This window comes from Salmonella sp. FC25216 (assembly GCF_057751355.1).
Window position 1 is genome coordinate 46,843 of the sequence record NZ_JBDGON010000014.1, and the last position, 19,679, is coordinate 66,521.

General features: G+C 54.0%; 19 protein-coding genes and 1 pseudogene. 17 read left to right on the forward strand and 3 right to left on the reverse strand.

Features of this window, described 5'->3' with window-relative positions; translation table 11 throughout:
* Positions 1–126 precede the first annotated feature (126 nt).
* From AC3G3F_RS21210 to rihA, 9 genes are all read left to right on the forward strand, one after another.
* On the forward strand, positions 127–1,173 hold the full coding sequence (locus tag AC3G3F_RS21210) for a PhoH family protein (RefSeq protein ID WP_053508396.1): 1,047 nt from the start codon (positions 127–129) through the stop codon (positions 1,171–1,173).
* Complete coding sequence (ybeY, locus tag AC3G3F_RS21215) at positions 1,170–1,637, forward strand: rRNA maturation RNase YbeY (protein ID WP_053508398.1); 468 nt, start codon at positions 1,170–1,172, stop codon at positions 1,635–1,637. The genes AC3G3F_RS21210 and ybeY overlap by 4 nt, the downstream gene beginning before the upstream one ends.
* A 132-nt stretch (positions 1,638–1,769) precedes the next feature.
* A complete protein-coding gene (corC, locus tag AC3G3F_RS21220) occupies positions 1,770–2,648 on the forward strand; it encodes a CNNM family magnesium/cobalt transport protein CorC (RefSeq protein ID WP_053508400.1) in 879 nt (292 codons plus the stop codon).
* Positions 2,649–2,667: 19 nt separating this feature from the next.
* Complete coding sequence (gene lnt, locus AC3G3F_RS21225; protein WP_053508402.1) at positions 2,668–4,206, forward strand: apolipoprotein N-acyltransferase; 1,539 nt, start codon at positions 2,668–2,670, stop codon at positions 4,204–4,206.
* 353 nt (positions 4,207–4,559) lie between these two features.
* On the forward strand, positions 4,560–5,468 hold the full coding sequence (locus AC3G3F_RS21230) for an amino acid ABC transporter substrate-binding protein (RefSeq protein ID WP_053508403.1): 909 nt from the start codon (positions 4,560–4,562) through the stop codon (positions 5,466–5,468).
* Between the two features lie 160 nt (positions 5,469–5,628).
* A complete protein-coding gene (gene gltJ / locus AC3G3F_RS21235) occupies positions 5,629–6,369 on the forward strand; it encodes a glutamate/aspartate ABC transporter permease GltJ (RefSeq protein WP_000020930.1) in 741 nt (246 codons plus the stop codon).
* The gene (gene gltK, locus AC3G3F_RS21240) at positions 6,369–7,043 is read left to right on the forward strand and encodes a glutamate/aspartate ABC transporter permease GltK (RefSeq protein ID WP_000272799.1); all 675 of its coding nucleotides are present in this window, start codon (positions 6,369–6,371) and stop codon (positions 7,041–7,043) included. Before gltJ ends, gltK begins: the two co-directional genes overlap by 1 nt.
* On the forward strand, positions 7,043–7,768 hold the full coding sequence (gene gltL, locus AC3G3F_RS21245) for a glutamate/aspartate ABC transporter ATP-binding protein GltL (protein ID WP_000631371.1): 726 nt from the start codon (positions 7,043–7,045) through the stop codon (positions 7,766–7,768). Before gltK ends, gltL begins: the two co-directional genes overlap by 1 nt.
* Positions 7,769–7,884: 116 nt before the next feature.
* On the forward strand, positions 7,885–8,820 hold the full coding sequence (gene rihA / locus AC3G3F_RS21250) for a pyrimidine-specific ribonucleoside hydrolase RihA (RefSeq protein ID WP_430725486.1): 936 nt from the start codon (positions 7,885–7,887) through the stop codon (positions 8,818–8,820).
* An 85-nt stretch (positions 8,821–8,905) separates the two neighbouring features.
* Here the strand turns inward: rihA and AC3G3F_RS21255 are convergent, their stop codons facing one another.
* The gene (locus AC3G3F_RS21255) at positions 8,906–9,379 is read right to left on the reverse strand and encodes a zinc ribbon-containing protein (protein WP_023246821.1); all 474 of its coding nucleotides are present in this window, start codon (positions 9,377–9,379) and stop codon (positions 8,906–8,908) included.
* Positions 9,380–9,514: 135 nt separating this feature from the next.
* A pseudogene (locus AC3G3F_RS21260) lies at positions 9,515–9,703 on the reverse strand (UxaA family hydrolase); the annotation flags it as partial.
* A gap of 287 nt (positions 9,704–9,990) precedes the next feature.
* Here AC3G3F_RS21260 and leuS point away from each other — a divergent pair.
* The 4 genes from leuS to nadD are packed head-to-tail and all read left to right on the forward strand — an operon-like array spanning position 9,991 to position 14,852.
* Positions 9,991–12,573 carry a leucine--tRNA ligase gene (gene leuS / locus AC3G3F_RS21265; protein WP_023246819.1) on the forward strand — a complete coding sequence of 861 codons (2,583 nt, stop codon included), beginning with the start codon at positions 9,991–9,993 and terminating at the stop codon, positions 12,571–12,573.
* Positions 12,574–12,587: 14 nt separating this feature from the next.
* Entirely contained in the window at positions 12,588–13,178 is a 591-nt protein-coding gene (gene lptE, locus AC3G3F_RS21270; protein WP_023246818.1) for an LPS assembly lipoprotein LptE, read from the forward strand.
* The gene (gene holA / locus AC3G3F_RS21275; RefSeq protein WP_023246817.1) at positions 13,178–14,209 is read left to right on the forward strand and encodes a DNA polymerase III subunit delta; all 1,032 of its coding nucleotides are present in this window, start codon (positions 13,178–13,180) and stop codon (positions 14,207–14,209) included. The genes lptE and holA overlap by 1 nt, the downstream gene beginning before the upstream one ends.
* 1 nt (position 14,210) lies before the next feature.
* Entirely contained in the window at positions 14,211–14,852 is a 642-nt protein-coding gene (nadD, locus tag AC3G3F_RS21280) for a nicotinate-nucleotide adenylyltransferase (RefSeq protein WP_023246816.1), read from the forward strand.
* Here nadD and cobD read toward each other — a convergent pair.
* Positions 14,827–15,921, reverse strand: coding sequence for a threonine-phosphate decarboxylase CobD (cobD, locus tag AC3G3F_RS21285; RefSeq protein WP_488395718.1), 1,095 nt, complete (start codon positions 15,919–15,921; stop codon positions 14,827–14,829). The two genes, nadD and cobD, sit on opposite strands and share 26 nt — an antisense overlap.
* 97 nt (positions 15,922–16,018) lie before the next feature.
* Here cobD and AC3G3F_RS21290 point away from each other — a divergent pair, with 97 nt between their 5' ends.
* The 4 genes from AC3G3F_RS21290 (at position 16,019) to mrdA (ending at position 19,677) form a co-directional block, all read left to right on the forward strand.
* Positions 16,019–16,627: an adenosylcobalamin/alpha-ribazole phosphatase gene (locus AC3G3F_RS21290; protein ID WP_023246814.1), complete on the forward strand. Its 609-nt coding sequence runs from the start codon at positions 16,019–16,021 to the stop codon at positions 16,625–16,627.
* A 329-nt stretch (positions 16,628–16,956) separates the two neighbouring features.
* A complete protein-coding gene (gene rsfS / locus AC3G3F_RS21295) occupies positions 16,957–17,274 on the forward strand; it encodes a ribosome silencing factor (RefSeq protein ID WP_001161670.1) in 318 nt (105 codons plus the stop codon).
* Between the two features lie 3 nt (positions 17,275–17,277).
* The gene (rlmH, locus tag AC3G3F_RS21300) at positions 17,278–17,745 is read left to right on the forward strand and encodes a 23S rRNA (pseudouridine(1915)-N(3))-methyltransferase RlmH (protein WP_023246812.1); all 468 of its coding nucleotides are present in this window, start codon (positions 17,278–17,280) and stop codon (positions 17,743–17,745) included.
* A gap of 30 nt (positions 17,746–17,775) precedes the next feature.
* Entirely contained in the window at positions 17,776–19,677 is a 1,902-nt protein-coding gene (gene mrdA / locus AC3G3F_RS21305; protein WP_000828702.1) for a peptidoglycan DD-transpeptidase MrdA, read from the forward strand.
* Positions 19,678–19,679: the final 2 nt, after the last annotated feature.

A 19,679-nucleotide genomic window follows, 5' to 3' on the forward strand; every position in this document is an offset into this window, starting at 1 on the left:
TTGCAATTTTCCCTCTTCATCCCCATCTTCATTGCAATGCTTGCGCCTTTACCCACTGGCGTGAATAATTTCCTTACAGGCCGGTAACCATCCGTTGTCCGGCGATACAGATACAAGAGGAACGGTTTGAATATAGACACTCGCGAAATTACCCTTGAGCCCGCAGACAACGCCCGTCTATTGAGCCTTTGCGGGCCGTTTGATGACAATATTAAACAGCTCGAACGTCGTCTCGGTATTGAAATCAACCGCCGTGACAATCACTTTAAACTGACCGGTCGTCCGATTTGCGTGACCGCGGCGACAGATATTTTGCGAAGCCTGTATGTCGATACCGCTCCGATGCGCGGCCAGACTCAGGATATCGAACCGGAACAAATTCATCTGGCGATTAAAGAAGCGCGGGTGCTGGAACAGAGCGCGGAAAGCGTGCCTGACTATGGCAAAGCTATCAATATCAAAACCAAGCGCGGCGTAATTAAACCGCGTACGCCGAACCAGGCGCAGTACATCGCCAATATTCTCGATCATGACATTACCTTCGGCGTCGGCCCGGCGGGTACCGGTAAAACTTATCTTGCGGTCGCCGCTGCGGTAGACGCCCTGGAGCGCCAGGAGATTCGCCGTATTCTTCTGACTCGTCCGGCGGTGGAAGCCGGGGAAAAACTGGGCTTTCTGCCGGGCGATTTAAGCCAGAAGGTGGACCCGTACCTGCGTCCGCTGTATGACGCGCTGTTCGAAATGCTCGGCTTTGAAAAAGTCGAGAAGCTTATCGAGCGCAATGTGATTGAAGTCGCGCCGCTGGCCTATATGCGCGGACGCACGTTAAACGACGCCTTTATCATTCTGGATGAAAGCCAGAACACCACTATCGAACAGATGAAGATGTTCCTGACGCGTATCGGCTTTAACTCGAAAGCGGTGATCACCGGCGACGTGACGCAGATTGACCTACCGCGTAATACCAAATCCGGCTTGCGTCATGCCATTGAAGTGCTGGCGGAAGTAGATGAAATCAGTTTCAACTTCTTCCACAGCGAAGACGTGGTGCGCCATCCGGTCGTTGCCCGCATTGTTAACGCCTATGAAGCCTGGGAAGAGGCCGAACAAAAACGCAAAGCGGCGCAGGCGGCGGAGCGTAAGCGTGAAGCCCAGGAGCAGGAACAGAAATGAGCCAGGTGATCCTCGATTTACAGTTGGCCTGTGAAAACCACGCGGGCCTGCCGGATGAAGCTCAGTTTCAACGCTGGCTGGACGGCGTTATTCCGCAGTTTCAGGAAGAGGCGGAAGTCACAATCCGTCTGGTGGATGAGGCCGAAAGCCACGACCTTAATTTGACGTACCGCGGGAAAGATAAACCCACTAATGTTCTCTCCTTCCCGTTTGAAGCGCCCCCAGGCATTGAAATGCCGCTACTGGGCGATCTGATTATTTGCCGTCAGGTCGTGGAGCAGGAAGCGCAGGAGCAGCGCAAGCCGCTGGAGGCGCACTGGGCGCACATGGTCGTGCACGGTAGCCTGCATTTGCTGGGTTACGATCATATCGACGATGACGAGGCGGAAGAGATGGAGTCTCTCGAAACGGAGATTATGCTTGCTATGGGCTATGAGGATCCGTACATTGCCGAGAAGGAATAGGATGCCGAAATCTTGCAGGCCGGAGCATCCGGCACAATGCCTGATGCTCCGGCCTACTTGTATCACACCGCCATGTGCTGAATTTACGCGCATGTGCAACACATTAACTAACATGAGAACCCATACGACGCCATGAGCGACGACAATTCACACAGTAGTGACACAGTAAACAGTAAAAAGGGATTTTTTTCCCTACTACTCAGCCAGCTTTTCCACGGTGAACCTAAAAACCGTGATGAGTTGCTGGCGCTGATCCGTGATTCCGGGCAGAACGAGCTTATCGATGAAGATACGCGCGATATGCTCGAAGGGGTAATGGACATCGCCGACCAGCGCGTTCGCGATATTATGATCCCACGCTCCCAGATGATTACCCTGAAACGCAACCAGACGCTGGACGAATGTCTCGATGTTATCATCGAGTCCGCCCACTCGCGTTTTCCGGTGATCAGCGAAGATAAAGATCACATTGAAGGGATTCTGATGGCCAAAGATTTGCTGCCGTTTATGCGCAGCGATGCCGAAGCCTTCAGCATGGACAAAGTGTTACGCCCCGCCGTTGTCGTACCGGAGAGCAAACGCGTCGATCGTATGCTCAAGGAGTTCCGCTCCCAGCGTTACCATATGGCGATCGTGATTGATGAGTTCGGCGGCGTTTCCGGCCTCGTGACTATCGAAGACATCCTCGAACTGATTGTCGGTGAAATTGAAGATGAGTATGACGAAGAAGACGATATCGACTTCCGTCAGCTTAGCCGCCATACCTGGACGATTCGCGCGCTGGCGTCAATTGAAGACTTCAATGACGCTTTCGGCACCCACTTCAGCGATGAAGAAGTCGATACCATCGGCGGGCTGGTGATGCAGGCGTTCGGTCATTTACCGGCCCGCGGCGAAACCATTGACATTGATGGTTACCAGTTCAAAGTGGCGATGGCCGATAGTCGCCGTATCATTCAGGTGCATGTCAGAATCCCGGATGACTCGCCCCAGCCAAAACTGAACGAATAACAGCAATAGTGGACTAAAAATGGCATTTGCCTCGTTAATTGAACGCCAGCGTCTTCGCCTGCTGCTGGCGTTATTATTCGGCGCCTGCGGAACACTGGCTTTCTCTCCGTATGACGTCTGGCCCGCAGCGATAGTGTCGCTTATCGGGCTGCAGGCCTTAACGTTCAATCGCCGCCCGCTCCAGTCTGCCGCCATCGGCTATTGCTGGGGACTCGGACTTTTCGGTAGCGGGATTAACTGGGTTTATGTCAGTATCGCGCAGTTTGGCGGAATGCCGGGTCCGGTTAACGTTTTTCTGGTGGTGCTGCTTGCAGCTTATCTCTCGCTGTATACCGGACTGTTTGCCGGGATTTTGTCGCGCCTGTGGCCAAAAACCAACTGGCTGCGCGTCGCTATCGCCGCGCCTGCAATATGGCAAATCACCGAATTTTTACGCGGCTGGGTGCTGACCGGCTTCCCCTGGCTGCAATTTGGCTATAGTCAGGTCGACGGCCCGCTAAAAGGTCTGGCGCCGGTGATGGGCGTCGAAGCGATCAACTTCCTGCTGATGATGGTCAGCGGTCTGTTAGCGCTGGCATTGGCGACGCGGAACTGGCGTCCGCTGGCTGTCGCCGTGATTCTGTTTGCTCTGCCCTTTCCGCTACGCTATATCCAGTGGTTTACGCTGGAACCGGCCAAAACGACCCAGGTATCGCTGGTACAGGGCGATATCCCGCAGTCGCTGAAGTGGGACGAAAACCAGCTACTGAATACGCTAAAAATCTATCTCAACGAAACCCGACCAGAGTTAGGCAAATCACAAATTATTATCTGGCCGGAGTCGGCGATTCCGGATCTCGAAATCAATCAGCAGCCCTTCCTTCGTTCGCTGGACGAGATGTTACGCGAAAAAAATAGCACGCTGATCACCGGTATTGTCGATGCGCGTCTCAATAAACAGAATCGATACGACACCTACAATACGATTATCACGCTGGGCAAGGATAATCCATACAGTTATGACTCGCCCAATCGCTACAATAAAAATCACCTTGTGCCCTTTGGCGAGTTTGTTCCGCTGGAGTCTATCCTGCGTCCGCTGGCACCGTTCTTCGATCTGCCCATGTCCTCCTTTAGCCGTGGCCCTTATATCCAGCCGCAGTTACATGCGCACGACTATAAGCTGACGGCGGCAATCTGTTATGAAATAATTCTTGGCGAACAGGTGCGGGATAACTTCCGCCCGGACACCGACTATCTGCTGACTATTTCTAACGACGCCTGGTTTGGTAAGTCCATTGGCCCGTGGCAACATTTCCAGATGGCGCGGATGCGTTCGCTGGAGCTGGCGCGTCCGTTGCTGCGCAGTACTAATAACGGTATTACGGCGGTGATTGGCCCGCAGGGCGAAATCCAGGCGATGATCCCGCAGTTCACTCGCCAGGTACTGACAACCAACGTCACGCCAACCACAGGTTTAACCCCCTATGCCCGTACCGGCAACTGGCCGCTATGGATACTGACCGCGCTGTTTGCTTTTGGCGCGGTGGTAATGAGTCTGCGGCAACGGCGGAAATAATCTCTCCCCAGGCCGGATGGCGCTTCGCTTATCCGGCCTGGAAATCCCCCTTTTACCCTATTCTGGCACGTCTATTGCTTTGTTATACATGACAAACCTGTTCTGGCTGCTTGTGCAACCGGGTCGCACCAAAATCGATCGTCGGTAGCACCTGAACGGTGCAATGTAGGATTTTTGCCTCTGAACGGTGCGGCGCACTTCGCAAAAATAAACAATATCGCAGCAAAATATTTACAACAAGCCACACTAAATGTTAACAAACACATATAACACTGCACGCGCAAGTTGCAGGCAATAACAACATCACAATAGCTATCAATGCGTCGACGGCGCAGATGATAAAGGAGTTGGATATGCAATTACGTAAGCTAACCACAGCAATGCTGGTCATGGGACTGTCTGCGGGCCTTGCGCACGCAGAAGATAGCGCCCCTGCCGCTGGTAGCACCCTGGATAAGATCGCTAAAAATGGCGTGATCGTCGTCGGGCATCGCGAATCATCTGTGCCCTTTTCTTATTACGACAACCAGCAGAAAGTGGTCGGCTATTCCCAGGACTACTCCAACGCCATTGTGGAAGCGGTAAAAAAGAAACTTAACAAGCCCGATCTGCAGGTGAAGCTGATCCCGATCACCTCGCAAAACCGTATTCCGCTGTTGCAAAACGGAACGTTCGATTTTGAATGCGGTTCAACGACTAATAACCTTGAACGCCAGAAACAGGCTGCCTTCTCCGATACGATTTTCGTCGTCGGCACGCGACTGCTGACTAAAAAAGGCGGCGATATTAAAGATTTCCCGGACCTGAAAGGGAAAGCGGTCGTCGTAACCTCCGGGACGACCTCTGAAATTCTGCTGCATAAGCTTAACGAAGAGCAAAAGATGGATATGCGCATTATTAGCGCGAAAGACCACGGTGACTCGTTCCGCACCCTGGAAAGCGGTCGCGCTGTCGCCTTTATGATGGATGACGCGTTGCTGGCCGGCGAGCGCGCCAAAGCGAAGAAACCGGATAACTGGGAGATTGTCGGTAAACCGCAGTCCCAGGAAGCCTACGGCTGTATGCTGCGTAAAAACGATCCGCAATTCAAAAAGTTAATGGATGACACTATCGCCCAGGCGCAAACCTCCGGCGAAGCGGCGAAGTGGTTTGATAAGTGGTTTAAAAATCCGATCCCCCCGAAAAATCTGAACATGAATTTCGAGTTGTCTGACGAGATGAAAGCCCTGTTCAAAGCACCGAATGATAAAGCGCTTAACTAACTAAAACTAAATGGGGCGGGACCTCCTGTCCTCTCGATTGTCGCTCAGCACGGACAGACTATAAGCCTGATGGTCGTTCCCCATCGGGCCTGAAACCGCAAATCGCCGGGCAACAATCTTCGAGGGTAGCGCTGCTACCCTTTTTTTTCGGAGTAGATGTATGTCAATAGACTGGAACTGGGGTATTTTTTTACAAGAAGCCCCCTTCGGCAACACCACCTATCTTGGCTGGCTATGGAGTGGTTTTCAGGTCACCGTAGCCCTTTCGATTACCGCCTGGATTATCGCTTTCCTGGTAGGATCTATTTTCGGCATTTTACGTACCGTTCCCAACCGTTTCCTCTCCGGACTGGGCACATTGTACGTAGAACTGTTCCGTAACGTGCCACTGATCGTGCAATTCTTCACCTGGTACCTGGTGGTGCCTGAACTGTTGCCGGAAGATCTTGGCATGTGGTTTAAGGCGGAACTCGATCCCAATATTCAGTTTTTCCTCTCCTCAATGATCTGTCTGGGACTGTTTACCGCCGCCCGCGTTTGCGAACAGGTGCGCGCCGCTATTCAGTCTCTGCCTCGCGGACAGAAGAACGCGGCGCTGGCGATGGGGCTAACGCTGCCGCAGGCTTATCGCTATGTCCTGCTGCCGAATGCCTATCGCGTTATTGTGCCGCCAATGACGTCAGAGATGATGAATCTGGTGAAAAACTCAGCTATCGCCTCAACCATCGGTCTGGTGGATATGGCGGCGCAGGCAGGCAAACTGTTGGATTACTCGGCGCACGCCTGGGAATCCTTCACCGCCATTACGCTGGCCTATGTGCTGATTAACGCCGTTATCATGCTGGTCATGAGCCTGGTTGAACGCAAAGTCCGCCTGCCGGGCAACGTGGGGAGCAAATAATGTACGAATTTGACTGGAGTTCGATTATCCCCTCACTGCCTTACCTGCTGGCCGGGTTGGTCATCACGCTGAAGATCACCGTCACCGCCGTTGTCGTGGGGATAGTCTGGGGAACCATTCTGGCCGTCATGCGCCTCTCAAGCTTTGCCCCCATCGCCTGGTTTGCTAAAGCGTATGTTAACGTTTTCCGTTCCATCCCGTTGGTCATGGTCTTACTGTGGTTCTATCTGATTGTACCCGGCTTTCTGCAAAACGTGCTGGGGCTATCGCCGAAAACCGATATCCGCCTGATCTCCGCGATGGTGGCATTCTCCATGTTTGAAGCGGCCTACTATTCCGAGATTATTCGCGCCGGTATTCAAAGTATTTCCCGCGGGCAGTCCAGCGCGGCGCTGGCGCTGGGGATGACCCACTGGCAGTCGATGAAGCTAATTATTCTGCCGCAGGCGTTTCGGGCGATGGTGCCGCTGTTGCTTACGCAGGGCATTGTGCTATTTCAGGACACCTCTTTAGTTTATGTACTAAGCCTGGCGGACTTCTTCCGCACCGCGTCTACTATCGGCGAGCGTGACGGTACTCAGGTCGAAATGATTCTGTTCGCCGGCGCCGTTTATTTTGTTATCAGCCTGAGCGCGTCGTTGCTGGTCAGCTATTTGAAGAAAAGGACAGTTTAATGATTACCCTGAAAAATGTTTCAAAATGGTATGGTCACTTTCAGGTGCTGACCGATTGTTCAACAGAAGTGAAAAAAGGCGAAGTGGTGGTAGTCTGCGGGCCATCGGGTTCCGGTAAATCCACGCTGATTAAGACCGTCAACGGTCTGGAACCGGTGCAAAAAGGCGAAATTACCGTTAACGGCATTATTGTGAACGACAAAAAAACCGACCTGGCGAAACTGCGTTCCCGCGTGGGCATGGTATTCCAGCACTTCGAGCTGTTTCCCCACCTGTCGATCATCGAAAACCTGACGCTGGCGCAGGTGAAAGTGCTGAAACGCGATAAGGCCGCCGCCCGCGATAAAGGGCTCAAGCTGCTGGAGCGCGTTGGGCTCTCGGCGCACGCCAATAAATATCCCGCCCAGCTTTCCGGCGGTCAGCAGCAGCGCGTGGCGATTGCCCGCGCGCTGTGTATGGACCCCATTGCCATGTTATTCGATGAACCTACTTCCGCGCTCGATCCGGAAATGATCAACGAGGTGCTGGACGTCATGGTCGAACTGGCCCATGAAGGCATGACCATGATGGTAGTGACGCACGAAATGGGTTTTGCCCGTAAAGTGGCTAACCGGGTAATCTTTATGGATGAAGGAAAAATCGTCGAAGATTCGCCAAAAGAGGAGTTCTTCGCTAACCCCAGTTCCGATCGCGCAAAAGACTTCCTTGCGAAAATCCTGCACTAATATTCCCGGCGCGCATGTCAGAGTGCGCGCTATCTCACGCTTTACCTCTTCGCTTCTCGAAACGTATCCAGCCGAGCGTTAACCTTGTCACAAAGTACCACTTACAAGGAGCCATAATGGCACTGCCCATTATTATTGATTGCGATCCGGGTCATGATGACGCTATCGCCCTCGTTCTCGCCCTCGCCTCCCCTGAACTGGAAGTGAAAGCGATCACCTCTTCCGCCGGCAACCAGACGCCGGAGAAGACCCTGCGTAACGTGCTGCGGATGCTGACGCTGCTCAAACGTCCGGATATCCCGGTGGCGGGCGGCGCGCTCAAGCCGCTGATGCGCGAGCTGATTATCGCCGATAACGTTCACGGCGAAAGCGGCCTCGACGGCCCGGCGTTGCCGGAGCCGTCTTTCACGCCGCAAAGCTGCACTGCCGTAGAGCTGATGGCAAAAACCCTGCGCGACAGCGCGCAGCCCGTCACCCTCGTCGCCACTGGCCCACAGACCAACGTGGCGTTGCTGCTCAATAGCCACCCGGAGCTGCACGCGAAAATTGCGCGTATTGTGATCATGGGCGGCGCAATAGGGTTGGGGAACTGGACGCCTGCCGCTGAATTTAATATTTATGTCGACCCGGAAGCAGCGGAAATCGTCTTCCAGTCAGGCATTCCGGTGGTGATGGCCGGATTGGATGTCACCCATAACGCGCAGATTCACGCCGCCGATATCGAACGCTTCCGCGCGATTGGTAACCCCATCTCAACCATTGTCGCCGAACTGCTCGATTTCTTCCTCGAATATCACAAAGATGAAAAATGGGGATTTATCGGCGCGCCGCTACACGATCCGTGTACGATAGCCTGGCTATTAAAACCAGAGCTTTTCACGACGATTGAACGCTGGGTCGGCGTCGAAACGCAGGGAAAATATACTCAGGGAATGACGGTGGTGGATTATTATTTCCTGACCGGGAATAAACCTAACGCCATGGTGATGGTCGATGTCGACCGGCAAGGATTTGTCGATCTGCTGGCTGAGCGGCTGAAGTTTTACGCGTAATATTTGCCGGAGGGCAGCTTCGCCATATCCGGCCTACGTGAACGATTTTTGGTAGGCCGGATAAGACGCACCGGCGCTCTTCCACTCACGGCTCAAACGGTCTTCTCTGAAACTGGTCATGACCGCATTTCGGGCACAGCGGCAGCACATCCGGCGTATAAACCGCTAAATGGAAGTGGCACTTCTCGCATACCAGATTGCCCAGCCCCACTACCTCTCCGCTGTGATAAACCCCATGGTGATTGAGATCCTGAAAAACCTCACGCCACTCCAACTGGGTTTTATCGGTAATATCCGCCAGCTCCTGCCACAGACTCTCTTTAATGACCCGCATAAAGACGCTGTCGTCCTGACTCTCTTCGTAGCTCATAGCGAACTCTTCCAGATCGCGTCTGACGGCGCGCGTCAGTTCGTCTACTTCGGTTCGCGTTAACTCCCCTGTTTGCATCACACGCTGGCGCGCCTGCTCCACCAGCGCATCAATGTCGCGCTCGCCATTGCGTAAACGCTCGCTTAATGAAGCCACCAGTTCACGGTAATACTGAGCAACTTTATTCATCACTTCGTCTCCCGGATCGTTAACTGCCTATAATAATAGACCTTATTTACGTTACGCTTTGCAAGACTGCCCACAGAGTCTGTAAATTCTTGTCAGGCTGACGCGCATCGCCTGCCACCTGCCTGATTCGCCCTATTTATAAACTTCGCCATGAAAAGGCACATCGCAGATTGCGAATTTATGGCCAAACGGCACGTCCTGACGTAACACAGCGCTTATCACGCGTTCATCAATAAACATCGTGGCGGTTTCGTCAGCCTTGAGCGCCATGATAGTCGTCACAACGCCATCTTAAGGGTGAATCATTACCGTATTTTTTTTCACGGGTCACTCCTTTGCTATAGTCCTGCTTTCCCTAATCAACAGGCATGTTATTTTTTAACAGGCTGTTTTATATGATTTTATTTTGAGTGATTTGCCAGATGGCGGAAGGAAATACGGCAATTTGCTGCAGTCGTGCCACATTTTGCATCATCGCTTCATGCGCGCCAGACGCGACAAATGTGCTAACCCCTGTTTTGGCGCGGGCGTTTGGGCTATGCTATGCGGATCTAAACACCACCTCTAAAGCTACATTTGTAGCTGTATTGAAAACAGGACTACTGGCTGCCATGCAAGAGCAATACCGCCCGGAAGAGATAGAATCCAAAGTACAGCTTCACTGGGATGAGAAGCGCACATTTGAAGTGACCGAAGACGAGAGCAAAGAGAAGTATTACTGCCTGTCGATGCTTCCCTATCCTTCTGGCCGACTACACATGGGCCACGTACGTAACTACACCATCGGTGACGTGATCGCCCGCTACCAACGTATGTTAGGTAAAAACGTGTTGCAGCCTATTGGCTGGGACGCGTTTGGCCTGCCCGCGGAAGGCGCGGCGGTGAAAAACAACACTGCGCCGGCGCCGTGGACATACGACAACATCGCGTACATGAAAAACCAGCTCAAAATGTTGGGCTTTGGTTATGACTGGAGCCGCGAACTGGCGACCTGCACCCCGGAATACTATCGCTGGGAACAGAAATTCTTCACCGAGCTGTATAAAAAAGGCCTGGTGTACAAGAAGACCTCTGCCGTTAACTGGTGTCCGAACGATCAGACTGTTCTCGCCAACGAACAGGTGATCGACGGCTGCTGCTGGCGCTGCGATACCAAAGTTGAGCGTAAAGAGATCCCACAGTGGTTTATCAAAATCACCGCTTACGCAGACGAACTGTTGCGCGATCTGGATAAGCTGGACCACTGGCCTGATACCGTGAAAACGATGCAGCGCAACTGGATTGGCCGCTCTGAAGGCGTGGAAATCACCTTCGACGTGAAGGGTTACGATAACACGCTGACCGTCTATACCACCCGTCCGGATACCTTTATGGGCGCCACTTACCTGGCGGTGGCCGCCGGTCACCCGCTGGCGCAACAGGCCGCCGCGAACAACGCCGAGCTGGCGGCGTTCATCGACGAATGCCGTAACACCAAAGTGGCCGAAGCCGAAATGGCGACCATGGAGAAAAAAGGCGTCGACACCGGCTTTAAAGCGATTCATCCGTTAACCGGCGAAGAGATCCCGGTCTGGGCGGCAAACTTCGTGTTGATGGAGTACGGCACCGGCGCGGTGATGGCCGTTCCGGGTCACGATCAGCGCGACTACGAATTTGCCTCCAAATACGGTTTGACCATCAAGCCGGTTATTCTGGCTGCCGACGGTTCCGAGCCGGATCTTTCCGAACAGGCGCTGACCGAAAAAGGCGTGCTGTTTAACTCCGGCGAGTTCGACGGCCTGGCTTTTGAAGCGGCGTTTAACGCCATTGCCGATAAGCTGGCGGAAAAAGGCGTTGGCGAACGTAAAGTGAACTACCGTCTACGCGACTGGGGCGTTTCCCGTCAGCGCTACTGGGGCGCGCCGATCCCGATGGTTACCCTGGAAGACGGCACCGTGATCCCGACGCCAGAAGATCAACTGCCGGTGATCCTGCCGGAAGACGTAGTCATGGACGGTATCACCAGCCCAATCAAGGCCGACCCCGAGTGGGCGAAAACCACCGTTAACGGTATGCCTGCGCTGCGTGAAACCGACACCTTCGACACCTTTATGGAATCGTCATGGTACTACGCGCGTTACACCTGCCCGCAGTATCAGGAAGGGATGCTGGATTCGAAAGCGGCAAACTACTGGCTGCCGGTCGACATCTACATCGGCGGTATTGAACATGCCATCATGCACCTGCTTTATTTCCGCTTCTTCCATAAGCTGATGCGCGATGCGGGCATGGTCACCTCTGACGAGCCGGCTAAACAGTTGCTGTGTCAGGGCATGGTACTGGCGGATGCGTTCTATTATGTCGGCGAGAACGGCGAACGTAACTGGGTTTCGCCAGTTGACGCTATCGTCGAGCGCGATGAAAAAGGCCGCATCGTAAAAGCAAAAGACGCAGCGGGTCATGAGCTGGTCTACACTGGCATGAGTAAAATGTCCAAGTCCAAAAATAACGGTATCGACCCGCAGGTAATGGTTGAACGTTATGGCGCGGACACGGTACGCCTGTTTATGATGTTCGCTTCTCCGGCGGATATGACTCTGGAATGGCAGGAGTCCGGCGTAGAAGGCGCAAACCGCTTTATTAAACGCGTCTGGAAGCTGGTTTACGAACACACCGCTAAAGGTTCTGTCGCGGCGCTGAACATAGATACGCTGAACGACGATCAAAAAGCGCTGCGTCGCGATGTGCATAAAACCATTGCCAAAGTGACCGATGATATCGGCCGCCGTCAGACGTTCAACACCGCCATTGCGGCGATTATGGAACTGATGAATAAACTGGCGAAAGCGCCGCAGGACAGCGAGCAGGACAGAGCGCTGATGCAGGAAGCGCTGCTGGCGGTCGTGCGTATGCTTAACCCGTTCACGCCACACGTCTGCTTTACCTTGTGGCAGGCGCTGGAAGGCGAAGGCGATATTGATAACGCGCCGTGGCCGGTGGCGGACGATAAAGCGATGGTCGAAGAGTCCACGCTGGTTGTGGTACAGGTAAACGGTAAAGTGCGCGGAAAAATCACCGTACCGGTAAATGCTACCGAAGAACAGGTACGCGAGCGCGCAGGCCAGGAACACCTGGTGGCAAAATATCTTGATGGCGTTACCGTGCGTAAAGTGATTTACGTTCCGGGTAAACTCCTCAATCTGGTTGTTGGCTAAGCGCGGGAGGAAGCGTGCGATATCTGGTAACACTGTTGTTATCTCTGGCGGTGCTGGTCACCGCCGGATGCGGCTGGCATCTGCGTAGTACTACGCAGGTCCCGGCTTCAATGAAAACGATGATCCTCGATTCAGGCGATCCGAACGGTCCGCTAAGTCGTGCGGTACGTAATCAGTTACGGCTGAATAACGTAAACCTGCTTGATAAAAACACAACGCGCAAAGACGTTCCGTCTCTGCGACTTGGAACGGTGACTATTTCGCAGGATACGGCGTCAGTGTTCCAGGACGGCCAGACGGCGGAATATCAGATGGTAATGACCGTCAACGCCTCGGTATTGATTCCGGGCCATGACATCTATCCTATCAGCACGAAAGTGTACCGTTCGTTCTTCGATAACCCGCAAATGGCGTTGGCGAAGGATAACGAGCAGGCCATGATTGTTCAGGAGATGTACGACAAAGCCGCTGAACAGCTCATTCGTAAGCTGACCAGCGTCCGCGCGGCGGATATTCAGGCGACAAAAGAGGAGGCTACCGCAGACAATGAGACGGCGGCACCCGCCTCTACGCCAGCACGCGTTTCCACTACGCTGAGTAACTAATGATCAGGTTATATCCTGAACAACTCCGCGCGCAGCTCAAAGAAGGGCTGCGCGCGGCATATCTGCTATTGGGCAACGATCCGCTGCTATTGCAGGAAAGCCAGGACGCTATTCGTCTGGCGGCTGCATCGCAAGGATTCGAAGAGCACCACGCTTTTACTCTCGATCCCAGTACCGACTGGGGATCGCTTTTCTCACTCTGCCAGGCGATGAGCCTGTTCGCCAGCCGTCAAACGCTGGTGCTGCAACTGCCGGAAAACGGGCCTAACGCGGCAATGAATGAGCAACTCGCCACGCTGAGCGGCCTACTGCATGACGACCTGTTGTTAATAGTGCGCGGAAACAAGCTCACCAAAGCGCAGGAAAACGCCGCCTGGTATACCGCACTGGCAGACCGGAGCGTTCAGGTCAGTTGTCAGACGCCGGAACAGGCGCAACTTCCCCGCTGGGTTGCCGCCAGAGCGAAAGCGCAGAATTTGCAACTGGATGACGCCGCGAACCAACTGCTGTGCTATTGCTATGAGGGCAATCTGTTGGCGCTGGCACAGGCGCTTGAACGACTGTCGCTGCTTTGGCCTGACGGTAAGTTAACGCTTCCTCGCGTGGAGCAGGCCGTCAATGACGCCGCCCACTTTACCCCTTTCCACTGGGTGGATGCGTTACTGATGGGGAAAAGCAAACGCGCGCTGCATATCCTGCAACAGCTACGCCTTGAAGGCAGCGAGCCGGTCATTCTACTGCGTACGCTCCAGCGAGAGCTGCTGCTGCTCGTAAATCTCAAACGTCAGTCCGCCCATACGCCGTTACGCACGCTGTTTGATAAACACCGGGTCTGGCAAAACCGTCGCCCCATGATCGGCGACGCGTTGCAGCGTCTCCATCCTACACAGCTTCGACAGGCCGTGCAGTTACTGACGCGTACGGAAATTACGCTCAAACAGGATTATGGTCAGTCAGTATGGGCAGAGCTTGAAGGGCTATCGCTCCTGCTTTGCCATAAGGCGCTGGCAGACGTATTTATTGATGGGTGATATGAAATCGTTACAGGCTTTATTCGGCGGCACCTTTGATCCGGTGCATTATGGACATCTTAAACCTGTTGAAACGCTGGCGAATCTGATCGGCTTATCGCGGGTGATTATTATGCCTAACAATGTGCCGCCGCATCGCCCCCAGCCGGAAGCCTCCAGCGCGCAGCGTAAATATATGCTGGAGCTGGCTATCGCCGATAAGCCGCTTTTTACGCTGGATGAACGCGAGCTACAGCGAAACGCGCCCTCTTACACTGCGCAAACGCTGAAAGAATGGCGCGAAGAACAGGGTCCCGAAGCGCCGCTGGCGTTTATTATCGGCCAGGACTCGCTGCTTAACTTCCCCACCTGGCATGATTACGACACCATCCTCGATAACACTCACCTGATCGTTTGTCGTCGTCCGGGCTACCCGCTTGAAATGACGCAGGCGCAACACCAACAGTGGCTGGAACAGCATCTGACCCATACGCCGGACGATCTGCACCAGTTGCCAGCCGGTAAAATTTACCTGGCGGAAACGCCCTGGCTTAATATTTCCGCGACCCTCATCCGCGAACGGCTGGAAAAAGGCGAATCCTGCGACGATCTGTTGCCGGAAAACGTGCTGAACTACATCAATCAGCAGGGGCTATACCGGTAAGCACATTGCGCAACGCCGACAGCAGACGCTCGTTTTGCGCAGCGCTGCGTATCGCCACGCGGTAATAGCGGCTGTCCAGCCCCGGATAGTTAGCGCAGCTACGGATTAAAATCCGCTGCGTCAGCAACCGTCGCTGCAGATCAATATCCTCTCGCTCACAGCGTAACAACAGATAGTTCGCCCGACCGGGATAAACCGTCAACAGCGGGATCTGACAAAGCGCCTGATAAAACCGGGTGCCCTCCTCCCGTAACCAACGCCAGGTCGCCTGCTGCCAGGCGCTATCCTGTAACGCTACCTCACCGGCAAGCGCCGCCAGCGCGTTAACCGACCACGGCATTTGTTGGCGACGCATCCGCGCCACCGCCGCGTCATCACTGTTGACGAGATATCCCAGCCGCAGGCCGGGAATGGCATAAAACTTGGTCAGCGAACGCAGCACCCAGATATGCGGATTATCTTTAAGAACAGGAATAAAGCCCGTCTCATGCGGAATAAAATCGATAAACGCTTCATCCAGGATCAGATGAATATTCAGTGATTTGCAGCGATCGGCAATGGTCTGCAATAACTGACGCTCCGGCAGCAGGCCGGTAGGATTATTGGGCGTACACAGAAACAGGCAGTCCAGATCGGGCGTCAACGCCTCAAGAATGGCATCGGTAAGTTGCCAGCCATCCGCTTCGCGTAGAGACCAGCGACGAATTTCACAGCCAATTTGCGCCAGCGCCCGACCATACTCCGCGAAACCTGGCGTGACAATCATCGCATGACGCGGTTTAAGGCCGCTCGCCACGGTAAAGATTGACTCCGTCTCGCCATTTCCCGCCAGTATCCACGATGCCGGCACCTGATGATGACGCGCCAGCGCCTGGTGCAAATGAAAATAATCGACATCCGGGTAGCGCTCAATGCAATCCAGATTGTCGATAAGCGCGCGTTTCATGCTGACAGGCATACCCAGCGGATTAATGTTTGCGCTAAAATCCAGTAACTGGTCAGGCGAGATGCCCAACACCGTCGCGGCTTCCCGAATGTTACCGCCATGCGCGCTGTTGAATAACGCCATTATGCCTCCGGCCAAAAAAGGCTATTTTAGTGAAAAAAACGTTGCGCAATCAGGGCCATTATCATGTTTTGCGCATTTAACCATCATGAGGGATACCATGCGATTGTGGCTGGTGCGTCATGGCGAAACCGAGGCCAATGTCGCCGGGTTGTATAGCGGACATGCTCCAACGCCGTTAACGGAAAAAGGGATTGGCCAGGCGAAAACGCTACATACCTTATTGCGCCACGCGCCATTTGACAGGGTGTTATGCAGCGAACTGGAGCGCGCGCGCCATACCGCCCGGCTCGTACTGGAGGGCCGGGATGCGCCGCAACACATCTTACCTGAGCTTAATGAGATGTATTTCGGCGACTGGGAAATGCGCCATCACCGCGACCTCACCCATGAAGATGCCGAAAGCTATGCCGCCTGGTGTACGGACTGGCAGAATGCGGTTCCGACCAATGGCGAGGGGTTTCAGGCTTTTACCCAGCGCGTAGAGCGCTTTATCTCGCGACTCGACGCGTTCAGCGATTGCCAGAGCCTGCTGATCGTCAGCCATCAGGGCGTACTCAGTCTGTTGATTGCCCGCCTGCTTGCGATGCCCGCCGCCTCGCTATGGCATTTCCGGGTAGAACAGGGATGCTGGAGCGCAATCGACATATGCGAAGGGTTCGCCACCCTGAAGGTATTAAATAGTCGTGCCGTCTGGCGGCCTGAGTGATGAATTTTCCGTTTTTTCTCGCCGCAGCGGTTTCGCCCATTGACAGCCCCCGACAGGCTGTTATTCTCCGCAGCCAGGCTATTTTCACCTTTCAGAGCTTTGCAGAAATTGTTTTACAAAAATGGCGATGCTTTCTGTGACGTGGGATGGGATGATAATCTGGTTTTAAACGCCGATCCGGCGACATAAGTCCCGGTATCGCCGCTGATTCAGGTATACTACACGGCGTCCCGCCGGAAGGTTAGCGTTAACCTCGCAACGCCTTACCGGTCCAGCCTGTTGGCCTTTTTTCTATCGTTATAACGCAATTATTCACCCAGGGGGAAAACTTGCAGGGTAAAGCACTCCAGGATTTTGTTATCGACAAAATTGATGACCTGAAAGGTCAGGACATCATCGCCTTAGATGTTCAGGGTAAATCCAGTATCACCGACTGTATGATTATTTGTACCGGCACCTCCAGCCGTCACGTTATGTCTATTGCCGACCACGTTGTGCAGTCGTCGCGCGCGGCCGGTATGCTGCCGTTGGGCGTCGAAGGCGAAAATGCGGCTGACTGGATTGTCGTCGATCTGGGCGATGTGATTGTGCATGTCATGCAGGAAGAAAGTCGCCGCCTGTATGAACTGGAAAAACTCTGGAGTTAATGCGTGAAGCTGCAACTTGTCGCTGTCGGCACGAAAATGCCCGACTGGGTTCAAACGGGATTTATGGAATATCTGCGTCGTTTTCCGAAAGACATGCCCTTTGAACTGATCGAAATCCCTGCGGGCAAACGCGGCAAGAACGCGGATATCAAACGCATTCTCGACAAAGAGGGCGAGCAGATGCTGACCGCCGCCGGTAAGAATCGCATTGTTACCCTGGATATTCCAGGCAAGCCGTGGGATACGCCGCAGTTAGCCAATGAGCTGGAGCGCTGGAAACAGGACGGGCGCGACGTCAGTTTGCTGATTGGCGGGCCGGAAGGATTATCTCCCGCCTGCAAAGCGGCAGCGGAACAGAGTTGGTCGCTCTCGGCGTTAACGCTCCCTCACCCGCTTGTTCGGGTTCTGGTCGCGGAGAGTTTATACCGGGCGTGGAGCATCACGACCAACCACCCTTATCACCGTGAGTGATCGTGAAGTCTTGAGAAGATTAAGCAGCGGATGAAACGACAAAATTCTTTTCGTGACTATACGGCTGAGTCCGCACTGTTTGTGCGTCGGGCGCTGGTCGCCTTTTTGGGTATTTTGCTGCTGACCGGCGTACTGATCGCCAATTTGTATAATCTGCAAATCCTCCGTTTTACCGATTACCAGACCCGCTCGAACGAAAACCGTATCAAGCTGGTGCCAATTGCGCCAAGCCGCGGAATAATCTACGACCGTAACGGCATTCCCCTTGCGCTGAACCGCACTATCTATCAGATTGAAATGATGCCGGAAAAGGTGGATAACGTTCAGCAAACGCTGGATGCGCTACGCAGTGTGGTCGATTTAAACGACGACGATATCGCCGCCTTTAAAAAAGAGCGCGCCCGCTCGCATCGCTTTACCTCTATTCCGGTGAAAACGAACCTGACGGAAGTTCAGGTCGCGCGCTTTGCCGTTAACCAATACCGTTTTCCAGGCGTCGAAGTCAAAGGCTATAAACGCCGCTATTATCCATACGGATCGGCGCTGACTCACGTTATCGGCTACGTATCGAAAATCAATGATAAAGACGTCGAGCGCCTCGACAGAGAAAACAAACTGGCGAACTACGCCGCCACCCATGACATCGGCAAGCTGGGCATTGAGCGCTACTATGAAGATATTTTGCATGGGCAAACCGGTTATGAAGAGGTTGAAGTCAACAACCGCGGTCGCGTTATTCGCCAGCTCAAAGAGGTGCCGCCGCAAGCAGGGCACGATATCTACCTGACGCTGGATCTCAAACTCCAGCAGTATATTGAAACGCTGCTGGCAGGCAGCCGCGCGGCGGTAATTGTCACCGATCCGCGTACCGGCGGCGTGCTATCGCTGGTATCCATGCCAAGCTACGACCCTAACCTTTTCGTGGACGGCATCTCCAGCAAAGATTACTCCGGGCTGCTTAACGATCCGAACACGCCATTAGTGAACCGCGCGACCCAGGGTGTCTACCCACCGGCCTCTACCGTTAAGCCTTACGTCGCCGTATCGGCCTTAAGCGCTGGCGTCATCACCCGTAACACCAGTCTTTTCGACCCTGGCTGGTGGCAGTTGCCGGGGTCGGAGAAACGCTACCGCGACTGGAAAAAATGGGGCCACGGGCATCTGAACGTCACCAAATCCCTTGAAGAGTCGGCGGATACCTTCTTCTATCAGGTGGCCTATGACATGGGGATCGACCGCCTGTCAGAATGGATGGGTAAATTCGGCTATGGTCACTATACCGGAATTGATCTCGCAGAAGAGCGCTCTGGTAATATGCCGACCCGCGAGTGGAAACAGAAACGCTTTAAAAAACCGTGGTATCAGGGCGATACGATTCCGGTGGGTATCGGCCAGGGCTACTGGACAGCGACGCCAATTCAGATGAGTAAGGCGCTGATGATCCTTATTAACGACGGCGTAGTTAAAGTCCCGCACCTGTTAATGAGCACCGCGGAAAACGGTAAACAGGTGCCGTGGGTACAGCCGCATGAGCCGCCGGTGGGTGATATTCACTCCGGCTATTGGGAAATTGCGAAAGATGGCATGTATGGCGTCGCCAACCGCCCTAACGGCACGGCGCATAAATATTTTGCCAGCGCGCCCTATAAAATCGCGGCGAAATCGGGCACCGCGCAGGTCTTTGGCCTGAAGGCCAACGAAACGTACAATGCGCATAAAATCGCCGAGCGCCTGCGCGACCATAAATTGATGACCGCTTTTGCGCCGTATAACAATCCCCAGGTCGCCGTCGCGATCATCCTTGAAAACGGCGGCGCAGGCCCGGCAGTAGGTACAATCATGCGCCAAATTCTTGATCACATCATGCTGGGCGACAACAACACCCATTTGCCTGCGGAAAACCCGGTGGTTGCAGCGGCGGAGGACCAATAATC